Source organism: Mesorhizobium sp. (assembly GCF_041661565.1).
GTDB lineage: Bacteria > Pseudomonadota > Alphaproteobacteria > Rhizobiales > Rhizobiaceae > Mesorhizobium.
Map to the genome: position 1 here is coordinate 1 of NZ_JBAZUD010000032.1, position 25,497 is coordinate 25,497.

Sequence of the window (25,497 nt, forward strand, 5' to 3'; positions counted from 1 at the left end):
CCATGGCGACGATGCCCGCGATCTGCTCGAGGAACCACGGGTCGATCTTGCACATGGCGTGCACGTCTTCCAGCGAGGTGCCCATGCGGATCGCCTGCGCCACCATGCGCAGCCGGTCGGGCGTCGGCGTGCCGAGGGCGGCGCGGATGGCGTTTCGGTCGTCGGCGTGGCTGGCCGCGCCCTGGCCGAGGCCGGGGATCTCGATCTCGTCGAGGCCGGTCAGGCCGGTTTCAAGACCCCGCAGCGCCTTCTGCAGCGATTCCTGGAAGGTGCGGCCGATGGCCATGACTTCGCCGACCGACTTCATGGCGGTGGTCAGCACCGGCTCGGCGCCGGGGAATTTCTCGAAGGCGAAGCGCGGGATCTTGGTGACGACGTAATCGATGCTCGGCTCGAAGGAGGCGGGCGTGGCGCCACCGGTGATGTCGTTCTCCAACTCGTCCAGCGTGTAGCCGACGGCGAGCTTGGCCGCGATCTTGGCGATGGGGAAGCCGGTCGCCTTGGAGGCCAGCGCCGACGAGCGCGAGACGCGCGGGTTCATCTCGATGACGACGAGGCGGCCATCGGCCGGGTTGACGGCGAACTGCACGTTGGAGCCGCCGGTCTCGACGCCGATCTCGCGCAGCACCGCGATCGAGGCGTTGCGCATCATCTGGTATTCCTTGTCGGTCAGCGTCAGGGCAGGGGCCACCGTGATCGAGTCGCCCGTGTGCACGCCCATCGGGTCGATGTTCTCGATCGAGCAGACGATGATGCAATTGTCCGCTTTGTCGCGGACGACCTCCATCTCATACTCCTTCCAGCCGAGCACGCTCTCCTCGATCAGCACTTCGGTGGTCGGCGAGGCGTCGAGGCCGGACTGGACGATGTCGTAGAATTCGGCGCGGTTGTAGGCGATGCCGCCGCCGGTGCCACCCATGGTGAAGGACGGGCGGATGATGGCGGGCAGGCCGACATGGTCGAGCGCCTGGGCGGCGATCGCCATGCCATGGCTGATATAGCGCTGCTTGCGGTCGCCCTCGCCGAGGTTCCAGCGGGTTTCCAGCGCGTCAAGCGCGGCATCGAGTTCGGCCGGGGCCTCGGCCTTGAGCGCCGCGCGCTCGGCCTCATGCGTCTTGCGGTCGGCGTTCTTGACGTCGGTGGCGTTGGCCAGCATCGACTTCGGCGTTTCGAGCCCGATCTTGTGCATCGCCTCGCGAAACAGCGCGCGGTCCTCGGCCTTGTCGATGGCCGTGGCGTCGGCGCCGATCATCTCGACATTGTAGCGCTCGAGCACGCCCATGCGGCGCAGCGACAGAGCGGTGTTGAGCGCGGTCTGGCCGCCCATGGTCGGCAGCAGGGCGTCGGGCCGTTCCTTGGCGATGATCTTGGCCACGACCTCGGGCGTGATCGGCTCGATATAGGTGGCGTCGGCCAGTTCCGGGTCGGTCATGATGGTGGCCGGGTTGGAATTGACCAGGATGACGCGGAAGCCTTCTTCCTTCAGCGCCTTGCAGGCCTGGGTGCCGGAATAGTCGAACTCGCAGGCCTGGCCAATGACGATGGGGCCGGCCCCGATGATCAGGATCGACTTGATGTCAGTGCGTCTTGGCATGGCGTAGGTCCGTTCGGCGGGCGGCTTGCACAAAAAACCGGGACGGGAAGACCCGGCCGGTTGTGCTCGCGATTCTGGTATCAGGCTAGGAGGGCCTTATAGGGAAGAGTCTTGCGGATGTAACCCCGAAAATGAGGGGAGTAGGGGAGTAGGGGAGACATAGGTCGTGCGCGATCCAAACATACTCCCGTACTGCCCTATTGCCCTACTCCCCTAAATTCTAATCCCCCAGCGCCAGCGCGTCCGTGATCTCGAACCGTTCGGCGGCGCCGACGCGGATCATGTTGAGACTGCCTTCCCTGGTGAAGCGGAAGTCGCTGCGTGAATTCGAGCCGGCGGGCTGGCCGGCGTAGAAGGAGATGAGGCGCGTGCCGCCATCGGGCCATGTCACGGTGATGTCGGCCTTGTCCGTGCCGGTGCGCACAACGGCGACCTCGCAACGCGTCATCGGCTGGCCGAAATAGCGGGCGCAAGGGATTTCGCCGGTCGCGTCGGGGGTACGGGCCAGCGGCTGTGGCGGCTCCGCGCGCGCGACGATCTGCGGATCGATGGCGGGCGCCGCCACGGTCCGGCCGGGGCGGGGCGTGGGGATCGGGATCCCGCTCGCGGCCGGTGCCGGATTGTCATCGACAGAATCCGCGCCGGTGACCGGATCGGCGGCGGCTTCCTCGACGGGCTCGGTGGCGGCAGCCGGCGCTTCAACCGCTGGCGCCGGGGCTGCGGCAGCGACGGGCGGCGTTGGCGGCGGCACGGCTGCCGGCGCGGCGGGGGCCGCGACCGGCGGTTCCTTGATTTCGCCGGTCATCGGGTTTTCCTGCGCCGCGAAGGCCAGGCCGTAGGCGTCCTGCATGGCCGCGCGGCCGATTTCGGCGGCGGATTTCAGCGCGCTTTCGGCGCCGGGAGCCGGACCGGCGCCGCCAAGCCGCGCCGTCAGGTCGGGTGGCGGTGCGGAAAGCCGCGCCCTGGTGGTGTCGGCCTTGCCCGCGCTGTTCGCTGTGACTTGCGGCCCGGCTTGCGGTCCGCCCGCTTCATCGCCGGTGTCGATGGCGGCGACCTGCGGCGCTTCGGTCGGCTTTGCCCCGGCGGCGCCTTCGACATAGGGAGCCGGGTTGAGCGGGATGAGATAGCGCGCCGGCGTCCATCCGCTGAACTTCGTCTTGCCGGTGCCCTCGATGCGGCACCATTTGTAGCCGTTGACATCGTTGCAGCCGAGATTGGTGACGCTGTCGCCATTCACCAGGCGGGTCTCGATCCTGGCGACCGCCGAGGCGGCGGCGCGGACATTGAGAAGATCGTTCGGCGCCACGCCGATCACGATGGAGATGACGAGATCCGGCTCCGCTTCGGCCATGGCCGGAGCGGCGCAAAGCCATGCCGTCATCAGCAACGGAGCGGCGGCCAGCGCATGCAGGGGTGTCCGGAGCGAAACTGTGCGCCTCATCATGTGGCCGGTCGCTGATACTCAAATACCATGCCGCGGCGGATCGCGCCCACCGCATGCCCGGCCGGTTTTATAAGGGACCACGCGCCGCCATGTAAGCCCGAAAATTCGGAGGCGCCTGTCTGTAGGCTCCGCCCAAGGGGGGTGTCAGTTCAAGCGCAGCCTGAAGCATGAGCTGACGCTTAGCCAAACGATCAACTAGTTCACCCTGAGGCATGAACTGACGTTCAGCTTGGCATGAAACAAGTTTCAGCCCGGCATAAACCCCGTCCTGAGCGCGTGCGCCCATTCCGGCCGGCCTGCCTGCTCCGCCTGCCTCGCCGCCGCCTCGTGGTCGTACTCGATGGCGATGGCCTCGAAGCGGTCGGGGCGGCCTTGCCCGCCCAGTGTGACGATGCCGTAGCGTGCGTGCGGCGAACCCTGTTCGGAGACATGCGAAGGCGGCGTCGAATCATCATAGGCCGGGCAGCCGATGCTGCCGGGATTGAAGATGACGGGACCATCGGGAATGCGGATCAGTTCCGCCCGGTGGCTGTGGCCGCACAGCGCGATGCGGCAGGCGGGGTCGAGCGTCTTCAGCCGCCGCCGGATCGTGGCCAGCGGCGCGCGCACCAGGCGGCCTTCGACGACCGCGTCGGTCAGGTATTTCTCGTCATGGTCGGGGCGGGCATGGAAGGCGACAATGCCGGGCGCAATCTCCAGCGTCAGCGGCTGCGCGAACAGGACCTCGCGCTGCGCCTGCGTCAGCCGTTCCTGCGCGTAGGCGTCAGATGGCCACATGTCCTCATCGACCGGATCGCGGGCGACGCGGCGGTCATGGTTGCCTCGCACCGTCGGCAGGTCCAGCGCTTCCAGCCGCTCGAAAGTCTCGCGCGGCCAGAGCGGGCCGGAAACGCTGTCGCCCAGATTGACGGTCAGGTCGGCGCCGCCGCGCTGCCCGAGATCCTCCAGAACGGCGTCGAGCGCCAGCACATTGCCGTGGATATCGGCGAGGACGGCAATGCGCATGGTGGGAACTCCGGGACTATCCTCAGGCGTGAGCCTTCGCGGGCTCCTGGCCGCCGATCATCGGCAGCTCGGCGTCGTCTCCGGCGGCGGCGATGACGCTGTCGAGCAGGCCGGGGAAGCGTGTGTCGAGGTCGGCGCGGCGCAGCGTGATCAGCCGGCTGGTGCCGACCACTTCGGCGCGGGTAACGCCGGCCTCGCGCAATTTGGCGAGGTGGTAGCTCAGATTGGTCTTCGAGCCGAGATCGAGGAACTGGCTGCAGTTGAGCGGCACACCCTCCTTGCTGGCAAGGTAGCGCACGATGGCCAGGCGCGTCGGATCTCCGAGCACGCCAAGCACGATCGGCAGGCTGATCTGGTCCGTATTGGGATGTGGCAAGGTCATGGCTCGAAACTAAGCACAGTCGCGGCCGATTTCAACGCATCCGTCCCGCCGCGTTCACACACGCTGTTTCTCCCTTCGGATCCGTGCCGGCCGGCCGTGCTGACAGAGGGCTGTCAGGAGGCATCAGCTATTTTCGACTGGCTTCATTGACATCATGACGTGTTATGTCCAATTGTTCAATAACTTTTGAACTAAGGACATCTGCCATGGACAAGCGCCTCTTCTGGCTTGCGCTCGGATCGTTCACGATCTCGACCGAAGGCTTCGTCATCTCCAGCCTTCTGCCCGATATCGCCAGGGATGCCGGCATTTCCATCCCGCTGGCCGGCACGCTCATCACCGCCTTCGCGCTCGCCTATGCGGTCGGCACGCCGATCCTGGCGACGCTGACCGGCGAATGGGACCGGCGCCGGGTTATCCTGTGGACGCTGGTGTTCTTCGTGCTCGGCAACATTGCCGCGGCCTTGAGCTCCTCCTTCGAACTGCTGCTGATCGCCCGGATTGTCATGGCGCTGTCGTCGGGCCTCTTCGCCGCGACCGCGCAGGGAACGGCGGTGGCGCTGGTCGACGACCATCACCGGGCGCGGGCCATCGCCGTCGTCGTCGGCGGCACCACGGTGGCCGTCGCGGTCGGCGCGCCGCTCGGCGCGCTGGTCGCGGCCTTCGCCGGCTGGCGCGGCACCTTCTACGCCATTGCCGGCCTTGGCGCGCTTGCCGGCGCCATCCTGTGGTACCGGCTGCCGCGCGGCATTGTCGGCACCAAGCTGCCGCTGAAGCGCAGGCTTGGCGCCGCCATGCGTCCCGGCGTCATGCCGATCCTTTTGACGACCCTGCTGGCGCTGACCGGCGCTTTCACCGTCTTTGCCTATGTCGCGCCGCTGGCCATCGAAAGCGGCGGGCTGAGCGAGATCGCGCTGCCGGGCATGCTGCTCGCCTTCGGCATCGGCGCCGTCATCGGCAACATTGCCGGCGGCCAGGCGGCCGACCGCTTCGGCGCGACGCGCACCGTCGGCTGGTCGCTGGCGCTGAGCGCGGTCATGCTGGTGCTGCTGTCGGTGGTCCCGACCTTCCTGCCGCAGCATATTGCCGGTCCGGTGCTGATGGCGATGATGGTGCCGTGGGGCATTGTCGGCTGGGCCTTCCCGCCGGCACAGGCCAGCCGCATCATCAGGCTGGCGCCCGACGCCGCGCCGATCGTGCTGTCGCTCAACGGCTCGGCGCTCTATCTCGGCGTGGCTCTGGGAGCGGTGGTCGGCGGCGGCGTGCTGCGCTACGGCGCGCCGGCCGATCTCGGCCTGGTCGCCGCGGCCTTCCCGCTCATCGGGCTTGGCATCGTGCTGGCCGGCAGGATGCTGGCGAGGCCGGTGGCCGTCGCCGCCGAATAGGATCCGACCGTGACGCCGGCCCGCCTGCTCAGGGCGTGGCCGGCGGCGGGTCGAAATCCATCGAGGCGATGTCATCCAGCGCCTCGCGCAGCCTTGCCGCCTTGTCCTTGCCCACCCTGTCCTCGAAGTGCTGCTGGGCGCGGCGCCACAGTTTCATCGCCTCATCGAGCTTGACCAGCCCCGCCGGCGTCAGCCGCACACGCTTGACGCGGCGGTCATCCGGATCGGCGAAGGTCTCGACATAGCCGTCGCGGATCAGCGGCTTCAGCGTGTGGCCGAGCGCCGACAGGTCCATGATCAGCGATGCGGCAATGGCGCCCATGGCAGGCTCGTCGCCGATATGGATCTGGTAGAGCAAGCCCTGCTGCGTGGCCTTCAGGCCCGAGGGCGCCAGCACATCGTCATAATACTGGCCGATCTTGCGCGTCGCGCGGCGCAGCATGGCGTTGTTGCAGAGCGTCAGGCCGGGCAGTGCATCCCTAGACATCGTGGGTCCTTGGCGCCGGTGATACGAACCGGCTGCTGATCGACAAATAATCCCAGGCGCGCTTATTGACAAGATAGTGGCATATGCCTATTTCAAAATTAGTGGCATATACCACTAATGGAAATCACGCAGCTTGGCGGGGGCGGGCAGATGCCCGCTGCTTCAGGCCAAGTGGAAGCGAACAAGTCGAGACAGAAGGAACAGGACAATGAGCGAACAGGGCAACAAGGGCACGGCGGTCGTCACCGGCGCTTCATCGGGCATCGGCGCGGTCTATGCCGACCGGCTGGCGGGGCAGGGCTATGATCTGGTGCTGGTGGCGCGACGCGCCGACCGGCTGGAGGAACTGGCCGAGAAGCTGCGTTATGCCTACGGCCGGAAGGTGAGCTTCATCACGGCCGATCTCTCCAACGACGATGATGTGCGCCGCGTCGAGCAGGCGATAGCCGCCGACGACAGCGTGACGCTGCTGGTCAACAATGCCGGCCTCGGCGGCCAGCAGATCGTGGCGACAGCCGACGCCGACGCGGCCGAGCGCATGATCAAGGTCAATGTCATCGCCCTGACGCGCCTGACCCGCGCCGTGCTGCCGGGCCTGCTGGCGCGCAACCGCGGCGCCATCGTCAACATCGCCTCGGTGCTCGCGTTTGAGACCGCGTTCGGCGGCATCTACAGCGGCACCAAGGCCTATGTGGTCAACTTCACCGAGTCGCTGCAGCGCGAGGTCGCGGGCACCAATGTCAGGGTGCAGGCGGTGCTGCCGGGCGCGACCCGGACCGATTTCTGGGAACTTGCCGGCAGCGACATCGACACCCTGCCTCAGGAGATCGTCATGACGGCCGATGATATGGTCGACGCCGCCCTTGTCGGCCTCGCCAGGGGCGAAGCCGTCACCGTTCCGGCGCTCGCCGACGCGGCCAAGCTCGACACCTTCCTCGGCGCCCGCCAGGCCTTCTACGGCAGCCTGCACGCCAACAAGCCGGCGGCACGGTACGGGGTTTGAAGCCATCTCTGTCGCGCTCTGTCGACTGGGACGACTGATCGGTCCCAGGGCTCAATTGCCAGGTGGTTCCCCCAATCCGTCGCTGCTTCGCAGCGCCACCTTTCCCCCCTCCGGAGGGAAAGGAAGGGAGCCTCGCTGGACAAGCGTTGACGGCAAAAAGCCTGGCGCCTTTCCTCTCCCCCGTCGATCGGGGGAGAGGTGGCTCGGCGAAGCCGAGACGGAGTGGGGGTCGACCAGCGCCTGTCCCCGCTCTGGCGCGGCTGTGCACATCGTCTGTCGACTGGCGTGACTGATCGGCGCGCAAGGCTTGATTGCCAGGTGGTTCCCCCAATCCGTCGCTGCTTCGCAGCGCCACCTTTCCCCCTCCGGAGGGAAAGGAAGGGAGCCTCGCTGGACGAGCGTTGACGGCGAAAAGCCTGTCGCCTGTCCTCTCCCCCGTCGATCGGGGGAGAGGTGGCTCGGCGAAGCCGAGACGGAGTGGGGGTCGACCAGCGCCTCACAAGACAATGGTGCGGGCGAGGGAGGTTCTGCCAGGACTGCGCTCCTAATGAGACCGCCACATCGGGATGATCGACGCCGCCAGCACCAGTGCCAGCACGATGTTGAGGGCGCGCCATTGCCGTTCGGTCTTGAGCAGCCGCGCCAGGACCATGCCGGCCACGCACCACAGCGACAGGGAGGCCGCGGCCGCGAGCCCGAATGTGGCGCCAAGCAGCAGCGCCAATTGCAGCGGTCCGCTGGCCAGGGCCGCGAAGGAGGCCGCCGCGCCCAGCCCCATTGCCCAGCCCTTCGGGTTCATCCATTGCACGCCGGCGCCGCCTAGAAAGCTGTTCGGTGTGGCCATGGTCATGTCGAGATTGGGCGGCCCGGCGCGGCCGATCTTGACGGCCAGCCAGAGGAGATAGGCTGAGCCGGCGATCTTCATGGCCAATTGCAGGGAAGGCATTGCGAGCAGCAGGCCGGCAAGCCCGGCGCCCGCCGCGGCCGTCACCGTGGCAAGGCCGGCGGCGCTGCCAACCAGCAACGGAACGGACCGGCGAAAGCCGAATTGCGCGCCGGACGCCGTCGACAGCGTGGTGGCGATGCCGGGCGTCGTGGTGGCGACGATCGCAAACAGGGCAAGGGGAAGGACGGGCTCGAACATGCGAAGTCCTCTGGCGGAAGGCTGCCATCGTAGCCGGACGCTGACTTCAGTAAATGCAATGTTTGCCATGGCTGTCATTAGCATTCATAATACCCACCATGATCCGAAACCTTGACATGACGCTGATCCGGACGTTCGTCACCGTGGCCGACAAGGCCAGCATGACGACGGCCGCCAACGCGCTGCACCTGACGCAGGGCGCGGTGAGCCAGCAGGTCAAGCGGCTGGAGGAGGCGCTCGGCTCGAGCCTGTTCGAGCGCGATCGCCGTGGCCTCCGCCTGACGCATGCCGGCGAGCGTCTGTTCGGCAAGGGCAAGCGGTTGCTTGGCCTCAATGACGAGATCTGGGTGGAAATGGCGGGCACCCAGGTGGGCGGCAAGGTGCGGCTCGGCGTCCCCTACGATCTCGTCGGCACCTTGCTGGCACCTGTGCTGAAGGCCTACGCCGAAGCCTATCCGCGGGTCGAGATCTCGCTCGTCTGCGCCTCGTCGCCGGAACTGGCGTCGGCGCTCGCGGCGGGAACCATCGATCTCGCGGTGATCGAGGAACGGGTCGGTCCGACATCAGGCGAATGCCTCGCCATCGACCGGCTGGTCTGGGTCGGCGCCAGGGGCGGCGTTGCCCGCGCCAAGCGGCCGCTGCCGGTGTCGATGGTCGCCGACACCTGCGCCTTCCGCCCGGCGGTTCTGTCGGCGCTCGGTGAGCATGGGCTGGAATGGCGAACCGTGTTCGAGAACGGCAACATCGACGCGACGATGGCGACGGTGCGCTCGGACCTCGCCGTCACCGCCTGGCTGGCCTCGACGGTGCCGGCCGATCTCGACATATTGCCCTCCGAGTCGGGGCTGCCGCCGCTGCCGAATTTCACGATCAATCTGCATCTGCCGGGGCATGGCGTCAGCCTGGCCGCCCAGGAATTCGCGCGGCATATCCGGGATGGGCTGGCCCGGCGGCAGGTGGCGGCTTGAGACAAAGCAGAGCTTGATTTCCTTTCCCCGTCGATTGATCGGGTGAGAGGAAAGGCGCCAAGCCCGACTATCTTACTTCCAGTTCTTGCGCCGCTCGAGTTCCGCATCGGAAGGCTCTTCCGTGGCAAAGGAGCCGACCTGGATCTCGCCGCCTCGCTCGTAGGTCGCGATGATGACGCCGGTGCTGGAGGCCTGAGACTTCACAAGGCTGAAGGCGGCCGGCATGGCGCTATCGCCGAACAGCCTCTTGCCCCTGCCCAGCAGCAACGGAAAGATCATCAGGCGGATCTCGTCGATCAGGACGTTGGCCAGCAAGGTCTGGATCAGTTCGCCCGATCCCTGGATGAGCAGGTCCGGCCCGTCTTCCTGCTTGAGCCGGCGCAAAGTCGCGACGATATCCGGTCCAAGCCATTGCGTGTTTTGCCAGGTGAGGGTGTCTGGCCGATGCGTCGCCACATATTTGGTCGCCGGGTTGAAGGCATCCGCGATCGAATCCTTCTGGTACGGCCAATAGGCGGCGAAGATGTCGTAGGTTATGCGGCCGAGCAGCAGGTCGAAGGGCTTGGAGAACAGGTCCTCCATTGCCGCTCCCGCTGTCTCGTCAAAGTAGTGGAAGGTCCAGCCGCCGAACTTGAAGCCGCCGACCGGATCCTCTTCCGGCCCACCCGGTGCCTGCATGACGCCGTCGAGGCTGACGAAGGTTGCGGCGATGATCTTTCGCATTGCGTTCTCCCTTGTTCCATCCACCCCCTCGGGCCGACTTCAGGCCAAGGACGGCTGGCGATCCGGTGGTCCGACACGGCATCTGAAATTTCCGGCGCACCCGCCGCCAGTGTCACCCGCCGGGCCGGGCATCGAGGCCGCGCGACGAGAACCAGACATCGCCGAGGATGGCGGTGGCGGTACGGTCCGGCGCCCTCTCGTTCGTCAGCCAGATCGAACGGCTACGCGCGGCCTGGTCGCGAGTGGGGATCTTTGTCGCAAGATCCGCAACCGAGGCACCGACGCAGGGGATGAACCAGGAGCGCATGAAGGGATCGCAGGCGAAGCCTTTTTCGGTGCGGGTCACCAGCACCGCCAGCGGGACGCGCTCGGCCGGGCGCCAGGGAAAGATCATGCGGCCGCCGGGCTTCAGTGCCTGCAGCCATTGCCCGGGCGGCGCCGCGACACCGGCGTTGACATAGACGATGTCGGACGGTGGCAACGGGGTGGTGACGGCATCGCCACGGATGACAGTCGCATTGCCATAGGCTCCGAGATTTCTGCGCGCCAGTTCGGCCAGCTTGCCGTCGAGCTCGAAAGCGGTAACGGTTCCGCCGGGCAAAACCAGTCTGGCCAGCAAGGCCGAGTAGTAGCCGGTGCCGGCGCCTATATGCGTTACGGTTTCGCCGGATTTCGGGGCCAGTTTTCCGATCCACATGGCGTGCAGGAAAGGCTCGCCATTGTTGATGCCTTTGTCGGCATCGAGCGCCACCAGCACGTTCTGGTAGATATGCGCCGGATCGGCGCTGGGCGTCATGATCTTCCCGTTGCCGGCGACGATCGTCCACGGCCCGGGGCCGAGGAAAGCCTCGCGCGGCACGCTGGCGAACACCTCTTCCAGACGCGGATCGGGACAGGCGGCGTTTGCCGCCATCAGCCGCGCATAGAATTTCCTGACGTCTTCGATGTTGCTCATGGCGAGGTAAGATAGCGCGGATTACCGATCCGTGTCCGGTTCTTCACAGTTTGCCGGATGTGCCTGCGAGGGCTCAGCCGACCCCGAACATGGTATCGTAGAGCAGCTTGAAGTTGAGCACGAGGATCACCGCCGCGACCACCCAGGCGAGCGCCGCCACGCCGCGCGGAATGGCGAGGTTGCCCATCTTCTTCCTGTCGGACACGAACTGCACCAGCGGAATGACGGCAAAGGGCAGTTGCATCGACAGGATCACCTGGCTGAACACCAGCAGTTGGCCGGTGCCCTTCTCTCCGTAAAGCGCGGTGACGACCACGACCGGGATGATGGCGAGACCGCGCGTCAGCAGGCGGCGGGCCCAGTTGGGGATGCGCAGGCGCAGGAAACCTTCCATGACGATCTGGCCGGCAAGCGTCGCCGTCACCGTCGAATTCAGGCCGGAGGCGAGCAGCGCCACCGCGAACAGGATCGAGGCGATGCTCAAGCCCAGCAGCGGCGACAGCAGCTCGAAGGCCTGGCCGATCTCGGCGACGTCCTGGTGGCCGGTGCCGTGGAAGGCGACGGCCGAGACGATCAGGATCGAAGCGTTGACGAACAGAGCCAGCATCAGCGCAATCGTCGAGTCCGCCGTCGCCCATTTGATGGCGTCGCGCTTGCCCTTGTCGGTACGCTCATAGGCGCGGGTCTGCACGATCGAGGAGTGCAGGTAGAGATTGTGCGGCATCACGGTGGCGCCGATGATGCCGATGGCGATGTAGAGCATCGCCGGGTTGGTGATGATCTGCGACGACGGCACGAACATGGCGTGCAGGATCGTGCCCGGCGGCGGCGCGGCGACGAAGATCTGGATGGCGAAGCAGCCGAAGATGATGATCAGCAGCGCGACGACGAAGGCTTCGAGATAGCGAAACCCCTTGTTCATCAACAGCAGCACCAGGAAGGCGTCGAGCGCGGTCAGTATGGCGCCGCCGATCAGCGGAATGCCGAACAGCAGCTGCAGCGCGATCGCGGTGCCGATCACTTCCGCCAGGTCGCAGGCAATGATGGCCAGTTCGCAGGCGATCCACAGCACGAAATTCACGGGGCGCGGATAATAGGCGCGGCAGGCCTGGGCGAGATCGCGGCCGGTGGCGATGCCAAGCCGTGCCGCCAGCGCCTGCAGCAGGATCGCCATCAGGTTGGACAGCATGATGATGAACAGCAGCGTGTAGCCGAACTGGGCGCCGCCGGCGAGATCGGTCGCCCAGTTGCCGGGGTCCATATAGCCGACCGAGACCATATAGCCGGGTCCCATGAAGGCGAACAGGCGGCGGAACCACGCGCCGGAACTTGGCACCGCGATGGAGGAATTGACTTCCTGCAGGCTGGGCTGGTCGTCCTCTTCAGGCCTGGCGAACCGCCATGAGGAATTTCGAGCTGTGGCTTCGGACATGCAAACAGGCTTTCCAGGCAATCGGTCGATGTTGCCCTAACCTATGCCGGGGCTCAACATTATGCAATATGCTATATTTCATTGTGTGTGCTTTTTACCGGCGCCGCGCGCGCGCAAAAAGAGCCGATCCGAGGGCCGATTGCGCTTTTTGCGGAATGCAAATAAACGGCCTGAAGAATCAGAGCCCGTGCTATAAAAGCACGGGTGCATGAAATTGGAGGGAGCGCGTATTGGCGCTGAAGAACAGACCGGTTGCTCGCGAGCCCCTGCCTGACGCCGATGTGCATTCGGAAGGATTCCGGCAGACGCGCGAAGCGCGCCGAAGCGCTCTGGTCGAGGACTATGTCGAACTGATCGCCGACCTGATCGAGGACGGCAACGAGGCACGTCAGGTCGATATCGCCGCGCGGCTCGGCGTCGCCCAGCCGACCGTGGCCAAGATGCTGACCAGGCTGTGCGCCGACGGGCTGGTTTCCAGGAAACCCTATCGCGGCGTTTTCCTGACCGATGCCGGCCGCAAGGTCGCGCAGGAAAGCCGCATCCGCCACCAGACGGTGGAGGCCTTCCTGCGCTCGCTGGGCGTCAGCGCCGAGACGGCGCGCATCGATGCCGAGGGCATTGAGCATCATGTCAGCGCCGAGACGCTGGAAGCGTTCCGCAAGGCGATGACGGCGCGCTGAGCCTAATCCGCGCCTTCTTGCTGGCCGACAGCACCGGAACCGCTCGATGCCATGCACGTTTGTCGTGAGACCGCGCGATTGTCGTGCGGCAAGGGAGGAAGCAATGGGCGTTGAACAGGCACCGACCGCGAAGGGCAAGCAGGCAGCTAAGGGATTGCGGGAGGCGGCGGCAAAGGATGAGCGCAAGACCGAGTCCGAGACCGGCCATCCGCTGAAGAAGGGCGCCGACCGTTTCGAGGAGCGCTCGAAAAGCTCGGATGGCAAGAGCGCAGGCGCCAAGCAGAAAGACTAGCCTGCGGTCTTAACGGCGCGGACGAAGCGGTGCGGGAAGGGCCTCCGGGACTCACTCCCGGACGTCCTGTACCCAGCTGCGCGGGTGGCCGTCCACGCGGAACTGGAAGACGAAATAGGGCGGGATGCAGGTGCCTTCCCCTGGTTTGGCCTGCGGCAGGTCGTCATAGCCGGCGGTGCAGATATAGTCCTCGCGGCAGGGATGCGCCTTGTCGCAGGCGCGCAGGCCCGCCGTCTTGGTGAACTCCTTCGTGCAGAATTTGTGGTCCTTGCCGGACGCGATGCAATCGTTGAAGCCTGTCTTGGCGAGCCGGCCGCATGTCGCTTCGCCGGGAAGCTTGTCGCAACTTGCCTTGCGCAACATGCCGCCGGGAAACCCGCCGGTCATCTGCGGAGGATTGTCGTAACGCTGGCGCGCCGCGCCGTAGCCGGCGAATTTCACCAGGGGCTTCTTGTCGCGCGCCGGGTCGATGGCGCATGCCTTGGCGGTGGTGGGCGACAGGCGGCAATACTGGTCGTTGCCCCATGTAGACATCCGACCTCCCCGAACTCGACCGGGTCGCCGACCGCCGTGCCGGCCTCGCTGACGCAGGTGCCGAAACCCGGATGGATGGCGCTTTCATGGACGCCGGCGCAGCGCAGGCCGGCACCGCAAGTCCAGTCCTTGAAGCTTTCATCCGCGCCGCGATAGCAGATCGAACCCCAGCCATCGTACAGGTCGGTGCCTTTCAGCGCCTCTGCGTATTTCTGGTCCGGGCGGGCGGCGAAACCACGGGTGAAATCCGGGTGGCCGCCGGCGGCGAATTGCTCGACGATGGCGCGGCGGCGCGGCAGGTCGGCGAAGAACACCGCGGAGCCCGGCACGAAGACGGCGTTGCGGCGCGGTTCGCTGGCCGGGTCGGCGCCGGTATAGTGGAAGCCGGCGATGCCATGCGTCTGGTGGCAGCCGGTGCAGGTCATCTCGTTGAGCCGCAAATTGAAACCGGCGACCGACTTGACGGTCGAAAGCGTGTTGCCTTTGGCGACATAATCCCTGAGCGCCCTGTCGATGTCGGCATCGTCGACAAGGCCGTAGGCGATGTTGTTCTGGGACCGGCCGAGCCCGCCCGGCGCGACGGAAACCGCGCTCTTGGCCAGGAATTTCTCGTCGATAACCAGCCGGCCATGGTCGAGGTCATAGATGTTGCGGTCGGTGAGCAGCCATTTGGCGAAGGACGGCTTGTCGGCCAGGACCGTCGCCCGGTCGATCTGGTTCTCCATCTTCGATTCGTAGAAGGTCGATTTGGCCGGGTCCCATTTGAAGATCTTCAGGAGATATTCGGCATGGCCGCCGAAATCGCGCCGCGTCGAAGCCGAAAGGCGCAGCACCTGCATGTTGAGTTCGAGCCGCATGATCTGCGAGGAATTCAGCATGGCGCCTGACAACGGGCCTTCGTTGGACCGCAGCCAGGCGGCAAGCTGTTCGGGCGGCAGGTCCTTCTGGCCGGCGGCCAGCCAGCGTTGCGCGACATCCGCGCAGGACGCATCGGTGGCGCTTGGCAAATCCTTGGAGGCGCGGCCTTGAGCCTGCCTGGGCCTGGCGTTGAACACGAGGCTCATGGTCAGCGGCAGGCGCGAGGAGATGCGCTGCGCCACCTTGCCCTTTGCCGGCTTTTCCGCGACCGAATAGTGGAAGCGGTAGATCAGCCGGATCTCGCCGCATTCGGTGTGGCCGAGATAGCCGCGATCCATGCGGTTGACGACCCCTGTGAGGTCCAGCGTCGAACCGTCGTCGTCGATATATTTCGGATTGAAGCGCTGGCTGGTGTCCTTGGACCTGGCCATGGCGGCGACATAGGGGTCCGGGCTGGTCTTCGGCTCGTCGGCGATCTGCTGCTTGACGGTATCGCGTACCGTGGCAAGCGCCGGTACCGAAAAAAGGCCACGATTGTCGACCTCGCGGGTGAGGCCCAGCGCCGGCCCGAGCAGGCGGCTGATCGAAAGGCCATCGCGCTCGAGCGCCTGCAAGGTAGCGGGATCGGTGACGGCGACGCTGGAATCGAGCGTGACCGCGCGGGCCTGGGCAGGACCGAGGCAAAGCAGCGCCGCAAGCAGCGAAAGGAACCCAGCGATCGTCTTCAAGCCGCGCACACCCCTTCATTGCGGGCCTCCGTTCTGCGCCGATGCTACAGGCGTTCTCCCGCGCCTGCCAGAGCGGAGAACGGGGACGCGTGCCCCTTGAGGCTGTCGAAAAATGCTGTGACTTGGCGCAACCATTGGGCTAATTGTCTGTTAGATGGAGCCGGCCCCGCCGGAGTACCGGAACGCGAGGAATTGCCATGCTCTGGAGAGGCCGTCGTCAGAGTGACAACATCGAGGACGATCGCGGCGGCGGCGGGATTGGCGGCGGCCCCGGCCAGTTCCGCATCCCGATCGGCGGAGGCCTCGGCGGCGGCCGCATGTCGCTGTCGAGCATTGTCATCCTTGGCGTTGTCGCGCTGATCGCGTGGGGCGTTTTCGGCATCAATCCGCTGCAGCTTCTCACCGGCGAAGGTGGCACCGGCCAGGTCACCACCGACAATAGCGGCGGCCAGGACAGCGGCGCCGGCGCGCCAGCCAATGACGAGACGAAGCAGTTCGTCGCCACCGTGCTGGCCGAGACCGAGGACACCTGGAGCGGCATTTTCCAGTCGATGGGCAAGACCTATGAAGACCCGAAGCTGGTGCTGTTCAGCGGCCAGATCCGCTCGGCCTGCGGCACCGCGTCGTCCGCTGCCGGGCCGTTCTATTGCCCCGGGGACCGCAAGGTCTATCTCGACACGAGTTTCTTCCAGCAACTCGAGCAGCAGTTCGGTGCAGCCGGCGAGTTTGCCCGCGCCTATGTGATCGCGCACGAGGTCGGCCATCATGTGCAGAACCTGCTGGGGACCATGTCCCAGTTCGATCAGGCGCGCCAGAATGCCAGCCAGGCCGAGGCCAACCAGATGTCGGTGCGCATCGAATTGCAGGCCGACTGCTTTGCCGGCGTGTGGGCGCACTTCACCGCGCAGAAAGGCATTCTGGAGCAGGGCGACATGGAAAGCGCATTGAACGCTGCCCAGCAGATCGGCGACGACACGCTGCAGAAGGAAACGCAGGGCTATGTCGTTCCGGAAAGCTTCAACCACGGCACCTCGCAACAGCGGCAGACCTGGCTGGCGCGCGGCTACAAGAGCGGCAAGATTTCGGACTGCAACACGCTGAGCGGCCCCCTCTAGGAGACTGTTTCACTCCAGTCATCCAGAACGAAATTAGAGCCGGTTCCGGCTTGCAAATTCCGCTATGGAGCTGATGGCGCACACGCCGTCAGGAAGAGGCAGGAACAACAAATTCCTGCTGTTCCCTCATTGTTCCTTGATGCGAGCACGATTATAAGGTGCGGCCGCCTTTGCCCCGGGGCGCGTCCAGGAGACTTTGACCGATCATGATCGACCCCAAAACCGCCAGGCGGGGCCTCGCGCTGGTTTTCACCACACTGCTGCTCGATGTCATCGGCTTCGGCATCATCATGCCGGTGCTGCCTGCCTATTTGCAGGAGCTGAGCGGCGTCAGCATCAGCGGGGCGGCCATCGAGGGCGGCTGGCTGTTCTTCGTCTACGCGGCGATGCAGTTCTTTTTCGGCCCGATCATGGGCGGTCTCAGCGACCGGTTCGGACGGCGGCCGATCCTGCTCGCCTCGGTGCTGACGTTTTCCATCGACAATCTGATCTGCGCGGTCGCATGGTCCTATCCGATGCTGTTCATCGGGCGGGTGCTGGCCGGCATTTCCGGGGCCAGCTATTCGACGACGTCGGCCTTCATCGCCGATATTTCCAACGACGAGAACCGGGCCAGGAATTTCGGCCTGCTCGGCATCGCCTTCGGCGTCGGCTTCGTCATCGGACCGGTGCTGGGCGGGCTGCTCGGCACATTCGGCCCGCGCGTGCCGTTCTATTTTGCCGCCGGCCTCGCCTTCGTCAACTTCCTGATCGCGCTGGTGCTGCTGCCGGAAACGCTCGATGAGAAGCACCGCCGTCCCTTCGAATGGAGACGCGCCAATCCGGTCGGCACGCTGTTGCAGATGCGCCAATACGAAGGCATCGGCTGGATCGGCCTCGTCTTCTTCCTGATGACCCTCGGCCACATGATGTATCCGGCGGTGTGGTCGTTCGTCTCCAGCTATCGCTATGGCTGGAGCCAGCAGCAGATCGGCTTCTCGCTCGGCGCCTTCGGCCTGTGCGGGGCGATGGTGATGGGCACCGTGCTGCCGCGCGTCATCCCCTGGCTGGGCGAGTGGAAGACGGCGGCCATCGGCCTCGCCTTCACGGCGCTCGGCGCCTTCGGCTACGCTTTCGCGTCGCAAGGCTGGATGGTCTACGCGGTGATCGTCGTCGGTTGTCTCGAGGCGCTGGCCGATCCGCCGCTGCGAAGCCTTGCCGCCGCCAAGGTGCCGCCTTCAGCGCAGGGCGAGCTCCAGGGCGCGATGGCCTCGATCTTCTCGATCACCTCGATCATCACCCCACTGCTCTACACGGCGATCTTTTCCTGGTTCACCGGGCCAAACGCGCCGGTGACGTTCGGAGGCGCGCCCTATCTGGTCGGCGCGTGCTTCCTGGTGCTGGCGCTGGTTGTCTTCGTCACCAAGGTGGCGAGACCGGCGGCCTTGGGAAGTGTCACGACCGGCGTGGCGAAGGATGGCGCACAGATATGAGCGACCAGAGCCGGATTGCACTGACCAAGGGCGGGGTGTCGCTGTCGCGCCTTGTCTTCGGCGCCAAGGATGGGAGGTGTGGAACTGCCATACCCGACCTGCCCACGATTTAGAAATGGCGGGCTCGAACTATGTCCTATAGAGTCGGACATATTCCTCGGGGATGTCGAGGCAGAGATGTTTTTTGACCATATCCGAGCCGCGCTCGCGCGCCCGACCCATATTTCCGCCGGCTCGTTCTGGCACGGACATATTCCGTTTGCCCACTATCTGGTCGCATGCCTGCGCCCCCGGAAGATCGTGGAATTCGGAGTCGAGCATGGAGACTCCCTGTTTGCCTTCGCCGATGCCCTGAAGTGGAACGGAATTGAAGGTGGCGTTGTCGTTGGTTGCGATAGCTGGCAAGGCGATAGGCATGTCGGCAAGCAACACGAATGGATATTTGATCGTGTCAACACGATATCCGCGAAGTATGGGCCCACAATTCAGTTGATGCGCGACAATACGGTGGAGTGCGCCAAGAACTTCGATGATGAGTCCATTGATATTCTACATATCGATGCGTCTCATGACTACGAATCCGTTCGCAATGATTATGAAGCCATGGTCCCCAAACTGAGACAGGGCGGCGTCGTCCTGTTTCACGATATCGTGGCGTTCGGTGAGGGGTTTGGTGTGTGGCAGCTCTGGAACGAGTTGGCCAGGCAATTTCCCCATTTCTGTTTCGCTCATTGCGCGGGGCTTGGCGTGTTAGCGCCACGGGGATCGCCCGAAGCCATCAAGGGTCTCTTTGAGACCAGTGTTGAAAACCGCGTGGCTTTCGCCTCGCTTTTCGCAAGATTGGGGCGAGCAATCGTCAATCAATACGATTCAATTGAGCAACAGCGCAGATTGGAGGAGGTCGCCAGACTCCCGGTGCCAAGTGAAATAGCGCAGGACATGCTGCTTGCGCGTTGCCTGGACGATTGCCGCTGGTAGATTCCGCCCTATCCTTTCAATGTCCGGCTTCGTCTGGTGAGCAGCCACAATATCAACGCCACCCTGGTGCAGCGAAGGCGTCGGCAAGTCATTTGGCCGTCGCGGAGGCACAACCCCGAATGAAGATCAGTCTCGAGAGCCGGCTCTTCACCAATATCTGCGCGACCATCCGCCACCCGCTATCGAGCAGGAAGCGGCGCGCATGGCGTGAAGCTATGAAAGCCCGCGTCTTTTCAGCAAAGGGGGCCAGTGTCGCACACCGGCTCTCCGTCGATGCCCGAATGTACAATGTCTATGTCGGCAATTCGCTGAGCCGCTATCCGGCCTCCGACTACATCTCATGGTCGCCGCCTCCGCAGACCAAATTCCGCGACGACATCAAGGTGATTGCATATTACCTGCCTCAGTTTCATCCCATCCCCGAAAACGACGTGTGGTGGGGCAAAGGCTTCACCGAATGGCGCAACGTCGCCCGCGCCTTCCCGGTCTTCGACGGACATTACCAGCCGAGGATACCGGGCGAACTCGGCTACTACGATTTGCGACTTGTCGATAATATGCGGCGCCAGATCGAACTGGCCACCGCATACGGGGTCTCCGCTTTCTGTTTCCATTTTTATTGGTTCGGCGGGAAAACGCTGCTCGAACAACCGCTGCGCAATGTCCTGGAAAACAAGGATCTGGCGATCCCGTTTTCACTGTGCTGGGCAAATGAGAACTGGTCGCGTCGTTGGGACGGTGGCGACAACTCGTTGCTGATCCGTCAGCAACACTCCCCCAGCGACGATGTCGAGTTCATCCGCTACATCGAAAAGTATTTCCGCGACGAGCGCTATATGAAGGTCGATGGCAAGCCGGTACTGAGCGTGTATCGTCCCGATATCCTGCCTGACAGCCAAGCTACTGTCACGAGATGGCGTGAGGAGGCCATCCGTCTCGGTTTTCCCGGGCTCTATCTCATCGCCACGAACAGCTTCAACTTCGTTGATTATCGAGAACACGGCTTCGATGCGCTGTCGGAATTTCCCCCGCACCAGCTGCAATTTCACTTCCTGCAGGAATCGTATCACACGTCTTCGGAGCGTGTCGGCGGCTCAATCTATTCATATCCCAAATTGGTCGACTATGAGCTCTCCAAGCCGTCTCCCGAGGGGACCGTTCATCCTGGGGTGATGCCGGGCTGGGACAACAGCGCGCGCCGGCCGAACGACGCCATCATCTTTCATGGCGCAACGCCTGCTTTGTTTCGACGGTGGCTGGAACGAGCGGTCGAGAAGGCCGCAAGCAACCCCGAGGCGGAGCGCTTCGTCTTCATCAATGCCTGGAACGAATGGGCCGAAGGCGCCTATCTCGAGCCGGATGCGCGCTACGGCTACGCGTGGCTTCAAATGGTGCGCGAAGCCACCCGCGAGGAGTAGTATCTCCCGACGCTCCGACCGGCCGGTTGGAATCGATCGCTTGTCACCGACGAATACGGTTCCCAAGCAACGCGGTGTTTGCTTCTAACCATTTCGCCAGACCATTGGATGCGTCACTAAACGGCGAGGGAAACATCCGCTGGAGTTCGTGCCTTTCGCGGTACATTAGGCGGGCGCCGCGAGGGATCTTGGTGCCGTTTGGAAAATGACCATAGGCCCACCAGTCATCCGGAATGCCCGGCGCGGACCATCTGTCGATCTGACGCCGGTACCATGCCCAGATTTCATGCACCTCGTAATTATCGGCGGCATATCGTGCCGTGGCCTGGTCGCCTATCGGACCGAGCTTGGTGAAGTGAAAGAAGCGCAGCGGATAGAGATCATTGACGAAGATGCCGTCGTCTTCAATCGACAGATGTCTGTGCGTCAGATTCCAGCTTGCAACATTATAGCCTGGATCACGCAAGATAAGCACGTTGTCGAACAGGGCAGGGACGAGATCAAACCACTTCTGGTCGACGAACAGACCGCGCTCTTTCTGGTCATAGCAATACTTGCGCAATCGCGCATCCCACCAATCCGACACGCCACGCCCGTTCACGTCGTTGCGCACGGCGAGAAAGCCGAGGTTGTAGGTTCCGTGTTTGAGCGACGAAATCTCGTTGTCGATGATGGCTTGCTCTTGGTCCTCGGGCGCCAGCTGGTGGGGGGTCAGGACGATGGAATAGGTGTCCAGCGCTTCGACAACCGGCCGCAGATCGGAAAACAGGGCTATGTCGGGGTCCAGATAGATGACCTTCTGCCAGCCTTCCGCGAGGAAGCGCGCCAGGAGCGGTCCCTTGACCGCCGTGCATATCTCGACGACGTCATGTTTGAACAGCCAGGCTTCGAGGTCCGGGACGTCCAGATCCTCCGCCCTCACGACACTGTCGAAGGGCTCATCATCGAGCGAGAACCGAAAACCGGCCGGCTCCCTGTCGGTGAGCCCCAGGGCCAGGTGCCAATCGGGATGGTATTCCCGGATGCTGTTGGCGAGCACCCTTGCGCGATCGAGATAGTGGTAGGAAATGCTGGTAAAACAGAGGACGCCGCGGATCATCGGCCCAAGCCTTTGACAATCTCCGCGGTCATTCCACTGGGGATCAAGGGAAATCTCTCTGGTTCTTGCCTGCGTCTTGCGACGAGTTGCAGCACGGTTCCTGTGTCAAAGGCTTCGAACAGCTCCCGATCCGTAGAATAGACCGTTCCCAGACCGGTATTCTCGACAAGATTGGCAATGTTGCCGGACTGTCCATTTGTAATAATCGACGCCCCCGCGCTGATCGTCTCGAACGCCGTGAAGCTGAATGTCTCCGGGCAAAGGGACCATAGAAAAGCGATGTCGATGTTTGCTTCGGCAAGCGCATCGCTCATGGCGGTTGGTCCGGTCTCCAGCACCGAAACATCGTGCCATTGGATCGATGTGCCGGCCGGGCGATGGCGGCCGAATCCGCGAAACTCATAACGGGCGTCATTGGCATGTTTCGATGCCAGCGCTGTGAAGACGTCCCAGCCCTTGGACGACGCCGGCGTTCCGACGAAGGCTACCCTCGCGGCTCCGGACCTCACCGGTTTCGGCTCGGCCGGGCCAATGCGGCAATGCTCCAGAACAATGGACTTGGCGTGCCGGTAGTCGGTCCGATCTTCCCAGTACCTTTTTGCGAAGGCCGACGGCGATACGACGATCGGATTCAAGGCGGAGAATATGCTCTTCATGTGGGCGAGGTGAGAACCGCGCTCTTCCCCGAAAACGCACATCTTGCATTGCACCGAGCTCAGTGGCGGTCCACCGCAGCTTGCCACCATGTTTCTTCTGAGATTATAGGAAACACAGATAGAGCTATGGTCGTGGTTCCAATAGATCGGCGTCTCCGTGCAAATATTATTCAGCTGCACCATGAAAGTCGGTGATTGACCAAGCATTGAGTGGATGACCAAGATAGATTTCGATTTTACGGTCTCTCCCAATACGCTCAGGAGGTCGTCTGCAAAGGACGTACCCACGAATGCACCGTTAAGGTTCACTCCAAGCAACAGGTTCTCGTTACTGGCTCGTGATAACCATGAGCGTTTATTGATTGGAAACAGATGCAAATAGGCGCCGCCGTCGTCCATCACTGCTTTTTCCTCTAACTGAAGACAAAGCTGGATCCCGCCAATAGCTATCTTGTAGCTGTCCTGACTGACCGCGATGTACAGGATATCGGCAGAGCCAACCTCCGACAAAATGCTTCGAAGGCGGCCGGCGTCCAAGGTGGCGCTCATCTGGTCTGTCGCGAGAGCAGCCATTTCCAGATCGGCAATCGTGGACAGTTGCCTGATGAGATCGGCCCTGGGGTCTTTCCCGGACCAGCTTCGGCCCTCGCTGCGGCCCGAAACGATATAGTGCCAGAATGGGTTGACGCGGAGGGCACCGACATCCGGATTTGCCGCCAGGTACGCGGAGGTGGAGAAATTTGCGTTGGGGTCTCTCAGCTCCTTCCAGCCCTCAATCACGTAATGAAGCAGCGGGTCCAGCCGAGCTGCCTGGACATCTCCGTTGCTGGCCAGGTAAAATCCTGGATCGAACTCGGTGGCGATTTCCCTGGCCACCCGTCTGGCCTCGGCGGAGATCCGACCGAGGATCCAGAACGGTCGCCTGTAGCGTCGGCCGTTCGGGTGCCTGAACCTTTTCAGTCCCGTCAGATGGCCGAGGTAAGTCGCCTGGTCAGAAAGTCGACGACGCATATATCATCTCACGTCTCCGCGGCGCGGCGCCTCCCCGCGACCGGCCGGCGGGCCATGTGCGGTGCGCACTGCCTGCGAAACTCATAGTCCAGATTGACCCGAAATGCATGGAGCTATTGTTGCGGCGCAATCACAGGTTGCTCAGGCGTTCAAGCGGCTGACGCTGCTTATGATCGAGCCCGCAGCGATCAGGCCCTTTCCGCCATCAACTCCTCGCCGCGCTTTTCGCGAATGAGGTTGACGAAGCGGCGGAACAGATAGTGCGAATCCTGGGGGCCGGGCGAGGCCTCGGGGTGATGCTGGACGGAGAACACCGGGCGGCCGGTGAGCGCGATGCCGCAATTGGAGCCGTCGAACAGCGAGACATGGGTTTCCTCGACGCCTTCGGGCAGGGAGTCGGCATCGACGGCGAAACCGTGGTTCATCGATACGATCTCGACCTTGCCGGTGGTGTGGTCCTTGACCGGATGGTTGGCGCCGTGGTGGCCCTGGTGCATCTTGGCGGTCTTGCCGCCCAGCGCCAGCGCCAGCATCTGGTGGCCGAGGCAGATGCCGAACACCGGGATGTCCGTCTTGAGCAGGTCCTGGATGACCGGCACGGCGTAGCCGCCGGTGGCTTCCGGGTCGCCGGGGCCATTGGAGAGAAAGATGCCGTCGGGCCGCATGGCGAGGATCTCCTCGGCGCCGGTACTGGCCGGCACCACGGTGACCTTGGCGCCAAGGCCTGCGAGCAGGCGCAATATGTTGCGCTTCACGCCATAGTCGATGGCAACGACGTGCATGGTCGGGTCATCCTGCTCGCCAAAGCCCTCGTTCCAAACCCAGGGCGTCTCGCGCCAGACCGAGGACTGGCCCGAGGTGACTTCCTTGGCGAGATCGAGGCCGATCAGCCCTGACCACGCCGCCGCGCGCCGTTTCAGGTCGTCGATGTCGAAAACGCCATCGGGCGCGTGCGCGATGACGGCGTTGGGCATGCCCTTTTCGCGGATCAGCGCCGTCAGGGCGCGGGTGTCGATGCCCGACAGCGCGACGATGCCGCGCTTCTTCAGCCATTGGTCGAGACCGGCGCCGGCGCGGTAGTTGGACGGGTTGGTGACGTCGGCCTTGAACACGGCGCCGACGGCGCCGGCGCGGGCGACCGGGTTGAGGTCCTCGATATCCTCGTCATTGGTGCCGATGTTGCCGATATGCGGGAAGGTGAAGGTGACGATCTGGCCGGCATAGGACGGGTCGGTGAGGATTTCCTGGTAGCCGGTGAGCGCGGTGTTGAAGCAGACCTCGGCGACGGCGGAGCCCGTGGCTCCCAGGCCGCGGCCCTCGATGACGGTGCCGTCTGCCAGCACCAGCAGGGCGGTCGGCTTCTCGGTTGCCCAAGCGGGGGTCGACGCGGCGGTCATCTCGGCCATGGCGGCACTCCTATCGAGCCGCGCGCTGTAACCGGCCCGGTGGGCCATCGGCGCGGCAAACGGCGCGAAGCGGCGAATTCGCGGCTTCAACGCAGTCAGGCTTCAGTTCATGCAAGGCCCAGTACATAGGGGAAGGGGGCAGGCTGGTCAATGACACCGGGAAACCGGGCCCGCATTTATTTCGTCGAGCAATATCAGCGGTTTGCCAGGCAAGATCGACGTTTGCCTTGGCCCGCCGCCGGCGCTATTGTCCGCGCCGACCGAAGGAGACAGCATCATGCGTGGCAAAATCGCCGAATCCCTGAAGAGCGCGATGAAGGCACAGGACAAGCACCGCCTGCCGACATTACGGCTGATCCAGGCCGCCATCCATGACCGCGACATCCTCAATCGCGGCTCGGCCAAGGAGCCCGCGAGCGACGAGGAAATCCTGCAGATCCTGGCCAAGATGGTGAAGCAGCGCGAGGAATCGGCCAAGGCCTTCGACGACGGCAAGCGGCCTGAACTGGCGGCGCAGGAGCGCGGCGAGATGGAGATCATCCGCGCCTTCCTGCCGACGCAGCTCGACGAGGCCGCAATTGCAGCGGCGGCGCGCGAGGCGATCGCGGCGACGGGAGCCGCCAGCCAGAAGGACATGGGCAAGGTGATCGCCGCGCTGAAGCAGAAATATTCCGGCCAGATGGATTTCGGCAAGGCGAGCGGCATCGTCAAGGGTTTGTTGCAGTAAG

The 25,497-nt window shown here is 64.0% G+C and carries 24 protein-coding genes; 10 read left to right on the forward strand and 14 right to left on the reverse strand.

The features are described 5' to 3' along the window. The 4 genes from carB to WC739_RS08260 all read right to left on the reverse strand — a co-directional run. Positions 1–1,594, reverse strand: a 1,594-nt coding sequence (gene carB, locus WC739_RS08245; protein ID WP_372952532.1) for a carbamoyl-phosphate synthase large subunit, incomplete at its 3' end; no start/stop codon positions are given. Between the two features lie 220 nt (positions 1,595–1,814). Beyond that, positions 1,815–3,038, reverse strand: a complete 1,224-nt coding sequence (locus WC739_RS08250) for an SH3 domain-containing protein (protein ID WP_372952533.1) — start codon at positions 3,036–3,038, stop codon at positions 1,815–1,817. Positions 3,039–3,284: 246 nt separating this feature from the next. Further along, positions 3,285–4,043: a metallophosphoesterase gene (locus tag WC739_RS08255; RefSeq protein ID WP_372952534.1), complete on the reverse strand. Its 759-nt coding sequence runs from the start codon at positions 4,041–4,043 to the stop codon at positions 3,285–3,287. 22 nt (positions 4,044–4,065) lie between these two features. Continuing rightward, complete coding sequence (locus WC739_RS08260) at positions 4,066–4,425, reverse strand: ArsR/SmtB family transcription factor (protein WP_372952535.1); 360 nt, start codon at positions 4,423–4,425, stop codon at positions 4,066–4,068. A gap of 206 nt (positions 4,426–4,631) precedes the next feature. On the opposite strand from WC739_RS08260, the gene WC739_RS08265 reads away from it, so the two are divergent. Then, the gene (locus tag WC739_RS08265) at positions 4,632–5,810 is read left to right on the forward strand and encodes an MFS transporter (RefSeq protein ID WP_372952536.1); all 1,179 of its coding nucleotides are present in this window, start codon (positions 4,632–4,634) and stop codon (positions 5,808–5,810) included. Positions 5,811–5,838: 28 nt separating this feature from the next. Here WC739_RS08265 and WC739_RS08270 read toward each other — a convergent pair whose 3' ends face one another. Beyond that, the gene (locus WC739_RS08270; RefSeq protein WP_372952537.1) at positions 5,839–6,297 is read right to left on the reverse strand and encodes a MarR family winged helix-turn-helix transcriptional regulator; all 459 of its coding nucleotides are present in this window, start codon (positions 6,295–6,297) and stop codon (positions 5,839–5,841) included. 208 nt (positions 6,298–6,505) lie between these two features. On the opposite strand from WC739_RS08270, the gene WC739_RS08275 reads away from it, so the two are divergent. Next, on the forward strand, positions 6,506–7,300 hold the full coding sequence (locus WC739_RS08275) for an SDR family NAD(P)-dependent oxidoreductase (protein ID WP_372952538.1): 795 nt from the start codon (positions 6,506–6,508) through the stop codon (positions 7,298–7,300). Between the two features lie 544 nt (positions 7,301–7,844). Here the strand turns inward: WC739_RS08275 and WC739_RS08280 are convergent. Next, positions 7,845–8,444 carry a LysE family translocator gene (locus tag WC739_RS08280; protein ID WP_372952539.1) on the reverse strand — a complete coding sequence of 200 codons (600 nt, stop codon included), beginning with the start codon at positions 8,442–8,444 and terminating at the stop codon, positions 7,845–7,847. Positions 8,445–8,542: 98 nt separating this feature from the next. Here WC739_RS08280 and WC739_RS08285 point away from each other — a divergent pair, with 98 nt between their 5' ends. Further along, a complete protein-coding gene (locus tag WC739_RS08285; RefSeq protein WP_372952540.1) occupies positions 8,543–9,412 on the forward strand; it encodes a LysR substrate-binding domain-containing protein in 870 nt (289 codons plus the stop codon). A 72-nt stretch (positions 9,413–9,484) separates the two neighbouring features. Here WC739_RS08285 and WC739_RS08290 read toward each other — a convergent pair whose 3' ends face one another. From WC739_RS08290 to WC739_RS08300, 3 genes are all read right to left on the reverse strand, one after another. Then, the gene (locus WC739_RS08290; protein WP_372952541.1) at positions 9,485–10,135 is read right to left on the reverse strand and encodes a dihydrofolate reductase family protein; all 651 of its coding nucleotides are present in this window, start codon (positions 10,133–10,135) and stop codon (positions 9,485–9,487) included. 112 nt (positions 10,136–10,247) lie between these two features. Next, positions 10,248–11,090: a protein-L-isoaspartate O-methyltransferase gene (locus WC739_RS08295; protein WP_372952542.1), complete on the reverse strand. Its 843-nt coding sequence runs from the start codon at positions 11,088–11,090 to the stop codon at positions 10,248–10,250. Between the two features lie 73 nt (positions 11,091–11,163). Beyond that, positions 11,164–12,522: an Nramp family divalent metal transporter gene (locus WC739_RS08300; protein WP_372952543.1), complete on the reverse strand. Its 1,359-nt coding sequence runs from the start codon at positions 12,520–12,522 to the stop codon at positions 11,164–11,166. A gap of 230 nt (positions 12,523–12,752) precedes the next feature. Between WC739_RS08300 and mntR the strand changes: the two genes are divergently transcribed. Both mntR and WC739_RS08310 read left to right on the forward strand, forming a co-directional pair. After that, a complete protein-coding gene (gene mntR / locus WC739_RS08305) occupies positions 12,753–13,202 on the forward strand; it encodes a manganese-binding transcriptional regulator MntR (protein ID WP_372952544.1) in 450 nt (149 codons plus the stop codon). 103 nt (positions 13,203–13,305) lie between these two features. After that, the gene (locus WC739_RS08310) at positions 13,306–13,494 is read left to right on the forward strand and encodes a hypothetical protein (protein WP_372952545.1); all 189 of its coding nucleotides are present in this window, start codon (positions 13,306–13,308) and stop codon (positions 13,492–13,494) included. 51 nt (positions 13,495–13,545) lie between these two features. Here WC739_RS08310 and WC739_RS08315 read toward each other — a convergent pair whose 3' ends face one another. Both WC739_RS08315 and WC739_RS08320 read right to left on the reverse strand, forming a co-directional pair. After that, entirely contained in the window at positions 13,546–14,028 is a 483-nt protein-coding gene (locus tag WC739_RS08315) for a hypothetical protein (RefSeq protein WP_372952546.1), read from the reverse strand. Continuing rightward, the gene (locus tag WC739_RS08320) at positions 13,932–15,614 is read right to left on the reverse strand and encodes a hypothetical protein (protein WP_372952547.1); all 1,683 of its coding nucleotides are present in this window, start codon (positions 15,612–15,614) and stop codon (positions 13,932–13,934) included. Before WC739_RS08320 ends, WC739_RS08315 begins: the two co-directional genes overlap by 97 nt. 197 nt (positions 15,615–15,811) lie before the next feature. Between WC739_RS08320 and WC739_RS08325 the strand changes: the two genes are divergently transcribed. The 4 genes from WC739_RS08325 to WC739_RS08340 all read left to right on the forward strand — a co-directional run bounded on the left by WC739_RS08325 (position 15,812) and on the right by WC739_RS08340 (position 20,597). Continuing rightward, on the forward strand, positions 15,812–16,729 hold the full coding sequence (locus tag WC739_RS08325) for a neutral zinc metallopeptidase (RefSeq protein ID WP_372952548.1): 918 nt from the start codon (positions 15,812–15,814) through the stop codon (positions 16,727–16,729). Positions 16,730–16,935: 206 nt separating this feature from the next. After that, a complete protein-coding gene (locus WC739_RS08330) occupies positions 16,936–18,201 on the forward strand; it encodes a TCR/Tet family MFS transporter (protein ID WP_372952549.1) in 1,266 nt (421 codons plus the stop codon). A gap of 177 nt (positions 18,202–18,378) precedes the next feature. Further along, on the forward strand, positions 18,379–19,179 hold the full coding sequence (locus WC739_RS08335; RefSeq protein ID WP_372952550.1) for a class I SAM-dependent methyltransferase: 801 nt from the start codon (positions 18,379–18,381) through the stop codon (positions 19,177–19,179). A gap of 119 nt (positions 19,180–19,298) precedes the next feature. Beyond that, positions 19,299–20,597: a glycoside hydrolase family 99-like domain-containing protein gene (locus WC739_RS08340; RefSeq protein ID WP_372952551.1), complete on the forward strand. Its 1,299-nt coding sequence runs from the start codon at positions 19,299–19,301 to the stop codon at positions 20,595–20,597. A gap of 43 nt (positions 20,598–20,640) precedes the next feature. Here WC739_RS08340 and WC739_RS08345 read toward each other — a convergent pair whose 3' ends face one another. From WC739_RS08345 to carA, 3 genes are all read right to left on the reverse strand, one after another. Beyond that, complete coding sequence (locus tag WC739_RS08345; protein ID WP_372952552.1) at positions 20,641–21,696, reverse strand: hypothetical protein; 1,056 nt, start codon at positions 21,694–21,696, stop codon at positions 20,641–20,643. Beyond that, positions 21,693–23,363, reverse strand: a complete 1,671-nt coding sequence (locus WC739_RS08350) for a hypothetical protein (protein WP_372952553.1) — start codon at positions 23,361–23,363, stop codon at positions 21,693–21,695. Before WC739_RS08350 ends, WC739_RS08345 begins: the two co-directional genes overlap by 4 nt. A gap of 188 nt (positions 23,364–23,551) precedes the next feature. Beyond that, on the reverse strand, positions 23,552–24,769 hold the full coding sequence (carA, locus tag WC739_RS08355) for a glutamine-hydrolyzing carbamoyl-phosphate synthase small subunit (protein WP_372952554.1): 1,218 nt from the start codon (positions 24,767–24,769) through the stop codon (positions 23,552–23,554). A gap of 277 nt (positions 24,770–25,046) precedes the next feature. On the opposite strand from carA, the gene WC739_RS08360 reads away from it, so the two are divergent. Then, positions 25,047–25,496, forward strand: coding sequence for a GatB/YqeY domain-containing protein (locus tag WC739_RS08360; protein WP_372952555.1), 450 nt, complete (start codon positions 25,047–25,049; stop codon positions 25,494–25,496). Position 25,497 lies beyond the last annotated feature (1 nt).